The 7,052-nt window shown below is 53.8% G+C and carries 1 protein-coding gene, 2 tRNA genes and 3 rRNA genes; all 6 read right to left on the bottom strand.

Translation table 11 applies throughout. The annotated features are described in order from the left end of the window. Positions 1 to 28: 28 nt before the first annotated feature. Positions 29 to 144, bottom strand: a 5S ribosomal RNA gene (gene rrf / locus CW360_RS12800). A 130-nt stretch (positions 145 to 274) separates the two neighbouring features. Then, positions 275 to 3,166 (bottom strand): 23S ribosomal RNA (locus CW360_RS12795). Between the two features lie 241 nt (positions 3,167 to 3,407). Beyond that, positions 3,408 to 3,483: transfer RNA gene (locus CW360_RS12790), tRNA-Ala, on the bottom strand. Positions 3,484 to 3,489: 6 nt separating this feature from the next. Next, positions 3,490 to 3,566 (bottom strand) — tRNA-Ile (locus tag CW360_RS12785). An 89-nt stretch (positions 3,567 to 3,655) separates the two neighbouring features. After that, positions 3,656 to 5,192: ribosomal RNA gene (locus CW360_RS12780) — 16S ribosomal RNA — on the bottom strand. The 16S, 23S and 5S rRNA genes sit together here with 2 tRNA genes alongside, the layout of an rRNA operon. Positions 5,193 to 5,695: 503 nt before the next feature. Then, positions 5,696 to 6,916 carry a CaiB/BaiF CoA transferase family protein gene (locus CW360_RS12770; protein ID WP_101193961.1) on the bottom strand — a complete coding sequence of 407 codons (1,221 nt, stop codon included), beginning with the start codon at positions 6,914 to 6,916 and terminating at the stop codon, positions 5,696 to 5,698. Positions 6,917 to 7,052: the final 136 nt, after the last annotated feature.

Here is a 7,052-nt window from a genome sequence, read left to right as displayed (position 1 = left end):
TCTTTCGAAGCTGGGGTTTCGTATAGGTGCTTGACGATGACCTACTCTCACATGGGGAAGCCCCACACTACCATCGGCGATGCGTCGTTTCACTTCTGAGTTCGGGAAGGGATCAGGTGGTTCCAACGCTCTATGGTCGTCAAGCAATTTTGTTGCTGTATCGTTTTGAGGCGCTACAGCGAATTGGGTATGTGATGTCTTGGTATTGCGTGTTCAGGCAAATTTTCGGTTTGTCGACTTCAACCGTCTAACAGCCAAATTGTTTGGGTGTTATATGGTCAAGCCTCACGGGCAATTAGTACTGGTTAGCTCAACGCCTCACAACGCTTACACACCCAGCCTATCAACGTCGTAGTCTTCGACGGCCCTTTAGGGAGCTCAAGGCTCCAGTGAGATCTCATCTTGAGGCAAGTTTCCCGCTTAGATGCTTTCAGCGGTTATCTCTTCCGAACGTAGCTACCCGGCAATGCCACTGGCGTGACAACCGGAACACCAGAGGTTCGTCCAACCCGGTCCTCTCGTACTAAGGTCAGCCCCTCTCAAATCTCAAACGTCCACGGCAGATAGGGACCGAACTGTCTCACGACGTTCTAAACCCAGCTCGCGTACCACTTTAAATGGCGAACAGCCATACCCTTGGGACCGGCTTCAGCCCCAGGATGTGATGAGCCGACATCGAGGTGCCAAACACCGCCGTCGATATGAACTCTTGGGCGGTATCAGCCTGTTATCCCCGGAGTACCTTTTATCCGTTGAGCGATGGCCCTTCCATACAGAACCACCGGATCACTAAGACCTACTTTCGTACCTGCTCGACGTGTCTGTCTCGCAGTCAAGCGCGCTTTTGCCTTTATACTCTACGACCGATTTCCGACCGGTCTGAGCGCACCTTCGTACTCCTCCGTTACTCTTTGGGAGGAGACCGCCCCAGTCAAACTGCCCACCATACACTGTCCTCGATCCGGATAACGGACCAGAGTTAGAACCTCAAGCATGCCAGGGTGGTATTTCAAGGATGGCTCCACGCGAACTGGCGTCCACGCTTCAAAGCCTCCCACCTATCCTACACAAGCAGGCTCAAAGTCCAGTGCAAAGCTACAGTAAAGGTTCACGGGGTCTTTCCGTCTAGCCGCGGATACACTGCATCTTCACAGCGATTTCAATTTCACTGAGTCTCGGGTGGAGACAGCGCCGCCATCGTTACGCCATTCGTGCAGGTCGGAACTTACCCGACAAGGAATTTCGCTACCTTAGGACCGTTATAGTTACGGCCGCCGTTTACCGGGGCTTCGATCAAGAGCTTCGCTTGCGCTAACCCCATCAATTAACCTTCCGGCACCGGGCAGGCGTCACACCCTATACGTCCACTTTCGTGTTTGCAGAGTGCTGTGTTTTTAATAAACAGTCGCAGCGGCCTGGTATCTTCGACTGGCATGGGCTTACGTAGTAAATACTTCACCCTCACCAGCGCACCTTCTCCCGAAGTTACGGTGCCATTTTGCCTAGTTCCTTCACCCGAGTTCTCTCAAGCGCCTTGGTATTCTCTACCCAACCACCTGTGTCGGTTTGGGGTACGGTTCCTAGTTACCTGAAGCTTAGAGGCTTTTCCTGGAAGCATGGCATCAACCACTTCGCATTCTAAAAGAACGCTCGTCATCAGTTCTCGGCCTTGATTTCCCGGATTTGCCTAAGAAATCAGCCTACCACCTTAAACACGGACAACCAACGCCGTGCTGGCCTAGCCTTCTCCGTCCCCCCATCGCAGTAACTAGAAGTACGGGAATATTAACCCGTTTCCCATCGACTACGCTTTTCAGCCTCGCCTTAGGGACCGACTAACCCTGCGTCGATTAACGTTGCGCAGGAACCCTTGGTCTTTCGGCGTGGGAGTTTTTCACTCCCATTGTCGTTACTCATGTCAGCATTCGCACTTCTGATACCTCCAGCAAGCTTCTCAACTCACCTTCACAGGCTTACAGAACGCTCCTCTACCGCGTCACTTACGTGACACCCGTAGCTTCGGTGTATGGTTTGAGCCCCGTTACATCTTCCGCGCAGGCCGACTCGACTAGTGAGCTATTACGCTTTCTTTAAAGGATGGCTGCTTCTAAGCCAACCTCCTAGCTGTCTAAGCCTTCCCACATCGTTTCCCACTTAACCATAACTTTGGGACCTTAGCTGACGGTCTGGGTTGTTTCCCTTTTCACGACGGACGTTAGCACCCGCCGTGTGTCTCCCATGCTCGGCACTTGCTGGTATTCGGAGTTTGCATCGGTTTGGTAAGTCGGGATGACCCCCTAGCCGAAACAGTGCTCTACCCCCAGCAGTGATACATGAGGCGCTACCTAAATAGCTTTCGAGGAGAACCAGCTATCTCCGAGCTTGATTAGCCTTTCACTCCGATCCACAGGTCATCCGCTAACTTTTCAACGGTAGTCGGTTCGGTCCTCCAGTCAGTGTTACCTAACCTTCAACCTGCCCATGGATAGATCGCCCGGTTTCGGGTCTATACCCAGCGACTAAACGCCCTATTAAGACTCGCTTTCGCTACGCCTCCCCTATTCGGTTAAGCTTGCCACTGAATATAAGTCGCTGACCCATTATACAAAAGGTACGCAGTCACCTAACAAAGTAGGCTCCCACTGCTTGTACGCATACGGTTTCAGGTTCTATTTCACTCCCCTCTCCGGGGTTCTTTTCGCCTTTCCCTCACGGTACTGGTTCACTATCGGTCAGTCAGTAGTATTTAGCCTTGGAGGATGGTCCCCCCATATTCAGACAAGGTTTCTCGTGCCCCGTCCTACTCGATTTCACTTCTAAGACCCTTTCATATACGGGGCTATCACCCACTATGGCCGCACTTTCCAGAGCGTTCTATTAAAGTCAAAGAAGCTTAAGGGCTAGTCCCCGTTCGCTCGCCACTACTAAGGGAATCTCGGTTGATTTCTTTTCCTCAGGGTACTTAGATGTTTCAGTTCCCCTGGTTCGCCTCACACACCTATGGATTCAGTGTGTGATACCTGACTTATGTCAGGTGGGTTCCCCCATTCAGAGATCTCCGGATCAAAGTCTGTTTGCCGACTCCCCGAAGCTTTTCGCAGGCTACCACGTCTTTCATCGCCTCTGACTGCCAAGGCATCCACCGTATGCGCTTCTTCACTTGACCATATAACCCCAAGCAATCTGGTTACTGTCTATAACGTGAAGACGACATTCGCCGAAAATTTGCATAGAGAACACGCAAATTTTACCTTGACTCGACATGCTGCCAGTGAAAGCAACACATCGGTCTACTTCTATCACATACCCAAATTTTTAAAGAACAGTTCTGGCGCAAAGTCCAGAACTCAACATCCAAGCCATTAAGACCAGATGCTCAGTTCTGAGCTTTCAGCGATTAGAGTAAATGGTGGAGCCAAGGAGGATCGAACTCCTGACCTCCTGCGTGCAAAGCAGGCGCTCTCCCAGCTGAGCTATGGCCCCTTCGATTGGTGGGTCTGGGCAGATTCGAACTGCCGACCTCACCCTTATCAGGGGTGCGCTCTAACCAACTGAGCTACAGACCCAATCGTACTCTCGGGTCTAAACCCAATCGCTTTTCGCAAGTGAATCAAGCAATTCGTGTGGGAACTTATGAAGAAGCTGTGTCTTCGATTAAGGAGGTGATCCAGCCGCAGGTTCCCCTACGGCTACCTTGTTACGACTTCACCCCAGTCATGAATCACTCCGTGGTAACCGTCCCCCCGAAGGTTAGACTAGCTACTTCTGGAGCAACCCACTCCCATGGTGTGACGGGCGGTGTGTACAAGGCCCGGGAACGTATTCACCGTGACATTCTGATTCACGATTACTAGCGATTCCGACTTCACGCAGTCGAGTTGCAGACTGCGATCCGGACTACGATCGGTTTTATGGGATTAGCTCCACCTCGCGGCTTGGCAACCCTTTGTACCGACCATTGTAGCACGTGTGTAGCCCTGGCCGTAAGGGCCATGATGACTTGACGTCATCCCCACCTTCCTCCGGTTTGTCACCGGCAGTCTCCTTAGAGTGCCCACCATAACGTGCTGGTAACTAAGGACAAGGGTTGCGCTCGTTACGGGACTTAACCCAACATCTCACGACACGAGCTGACGACAGCCATGCAGCACCTGTGTCTGAGTTCCCGAAGGCACCAATCCATCTCTGGAAAGTTCTCAGCATGTCAAGGCCAGGTAAGGTTCTTCGCGTTGCTTCGAATTAAACCACATGCTCCACCGCTTGTGCGGGCCCCCGTCAATTCATTTGAGTTTTAACCTTGCGGCCGTACTCCCCAGGCGGTCAACTTAATGCGTTAGCTGCGCCACTAAGTACTCAAGGTACCCAACGGCTAGTTGACATCGTTTACGGCGTGGACTACCAGGGTATCTAATCCTGTTTGCTCCCCACGCTTTCGCACCTCAGTGTCAGTATCAGTCCAGGTAGTCGCCTTCGCCACTGGTGTTCCTTCCTATATCTACGCATTTCACCGCTACACAGGAAATTCCACTACCCTCTACCGTACTCTAGTCATGCAGTTTTGGAGGCAGTTCCCAGGTTGAGCCCGGGGATTTCACCTCCAACTTACAAAACCACCTACGCGCGCTTTACGCCCAGTAATTCCGATTAACGCTTGCACCCTTCGTATTACCGCGGCTGCTGGCACGAAGTTAGCCGGTGCTTATTCTGTTGGTAACGTCAAAACAGCAAGGTATTAACTTACTGCCCTTCCTCCCAACTTAAAGTGCTTTACAATCCGAAGACCTTCTTCACACACGCGGCATGGCTGGATCAGGCTTTCGCCCATTGTCCAATATTCCCCACTGCTGCCTCCCGTAGGAGTCTGGACCGTGTCTCAGTTCCAGTGTGACTGATCATCCTCTCAGACCAGTTACGGATCGTCGCCTTGGTGAGCCATTACCTCACCAACTAGCTAATCCGACCTAGGCTCATCTGATAGCGCAAGGCCCGAAGGTCCCCTGCTTTCTCCCGTAGGACGTATGCGGTATTAGCGTTCCTTTCGGAACGTTATCCCCCACTACCAGGCAGATTCCTAGGCATTACTCACCCGTCCGCCGCTGAATCAAGGAGCAAGCTCCCCTCATCCGCTCGACTTGCATGTGTTAGGCCTGCCGCCAGCGTTCAATCTGAGCCATGATCAAACTCTTCAGTTCAATACTGATTGGGTTTTGAGAAAACCCTAAACTTGGCTCAGCAATCGCAAAAAACTCTCGAATTCACGAGTGTTACTTGTGATACTGATAATCTTGCGACATCAGTCTTACTCCACAAGCACCCACACGAATTGCTTGATTCAATTTGTTAAAGAGCGTTTCGATCAAGTCTTTCGTCTCAACCGAGGCCGCGCATTCTACAGCAGCCCTTCAATCTGTCAAGCTGTTTTTGAAGAATTTTTCGTTTCTTATCAACCGCTTAGAGCAACCTTGGCTTAATTTCTTTCGCTTCGGTGTGGCGCGCATTCTACCGCGTCGCCTTGCTCAGTCAAGCTGTTTTTCAGGAAATTTTCTTTCCATTTCAACAACTTATCGCTTAGCCAAACCTGCGGTTCGTCTTAGCGAGGCGCGCATTCTACATGAGCACAGCAGACTGTAAACCCCTGATGGAGAAAAACCTGCACAAAGCGCCCAGATAAACAGCCGCGCAGCTTAGCAGCCGCTCAAACAACCCCCGCCGCACGCAGCGCCATGATCTGCGCCAGGCTCATTCCCAGGCGGGACTGCAGCAGGGCCTCAGTGTGCTGCCCAAGCAGGGGTGGCGCCAGACGGTAGGTCACCGGCGTAGCGGAAAGCCGCAGCGGACTGGCGACTTGCGGGGTATGGCTACCCAGCGCGTTGGCCAGCTCGAAGCGCAAGCCTCGCGACTGCACCTGCGGATCGGCAAACACCTGGTGCAGGTCATTGATCGGCCCGCAGGGCACGCCCGCCGCTTCCAGCAGCTCAATCCACTGCGCCGTGCTTTTGAATACCGTAGCCTGGCGCAGCCGCGGAATAAGTTCGCCACGATTCGCCACCCGCGCCTGGTTGCTGGCAAAGCGCGGATCATCGGCCAGCTCGGGGATGCCGGCGACTTCACAGAACTTACGGAACTGCCCGTCATTGCCCACCGCCAGGATGAAGTTGCCGTCGGCCGAGGGAAAGTCCTGGTAAGGCACGATGTTCGGGTGTGCATTACCCAGACGCTTGGGCGCTACACCCGTCACCAGGTAGTTCATCGCCTGATTGGCCAGGCAGGCCACCTGCACGTCCAGCAGCGCCACATCGATATGCTGGCCGATACCGGATTGCTCTCGCTGATTCAGTGCGGCCAGTACACCTACCGTGGCGTAAAGCCCGGTGAGGATATCGGTCAGCGCCACCCCCACCTTCATCGGCCCGGCGCCCTCTTCACCTTCTGCAATACCGGTCAGGCTCATCAGGCCGCCCAGTCCCTGGATCATGAAGTCGTAACCTGCCCGTCTGGCATAGGGACCGCTCTGCCCGAAGCCGGTGATCGAGCAATAGATCAGCCGCGGATTGATGGCCTTGAGCGATGGGTAATCCAGGCCATAGGCCGCCAGGCCGCCGACCTTGAAGTTCTCCAGCAGGACATCGCTCTGCGCGACCAGCTCACGCACCAGGCGCTGACCCTCCGGCTGGGTAAAGTCCACTGTCAGCGACTGCTTGTTGCGATTGGCACTCTGGAAATAGGCCGCTTCGGCGGAGTCGTTACCCTGCGCATCCTTTATATAGGGAGGCCCCCAGTGCCGGGTGTCGTCTCCCGAGCCCGGCCGTTCAACCTTGATCACCTCCGCGCCCAGATCACCCAGCAGTTGTCCCGCCCACGGACCGGCGAGAACGCGGGACAAGTCGAGCACGCGGATATGCGACAGGGCGGACATAAATGGAGCCTCACGCTGCAAGCCTCAAGCGGCAAGTGGCGTTGCCCTGAACGACAACGTCTCCTTGCGCCGGCGGGGATAGGTGCTGTGCAAATCAACCGTTTGAGCGGCATTACCTTGCCGCGTAAAGCGTATG

The sequence above is a fragment of the Pseudomonas fluvialis genome, from assembly GCF_002835605.1.
In the GTDB taxonomy this organism is placed as follows: domain Bacteria; phylum Pseudomonadota; class Gammaproteobacteria; order Pseudomonadales; family Pseudomonadaceae; genus Aquipseudomonas; species Aquipseudomonas fluvialis.
Note: the sequence above shows the minus strand (reverse complement) of the source record. Positions and strands in the feature narration are given on the sequence as shown.

Coding starts and splice junctions, on each gene's coding strand:
- CW360_RS12770 (WP_101193961.1), bottom strand. CDS start 6,916: ATGTCCGCCCTGTCGCATATCCGCGTGCTCGACTTGTCCCGCGTTCTC.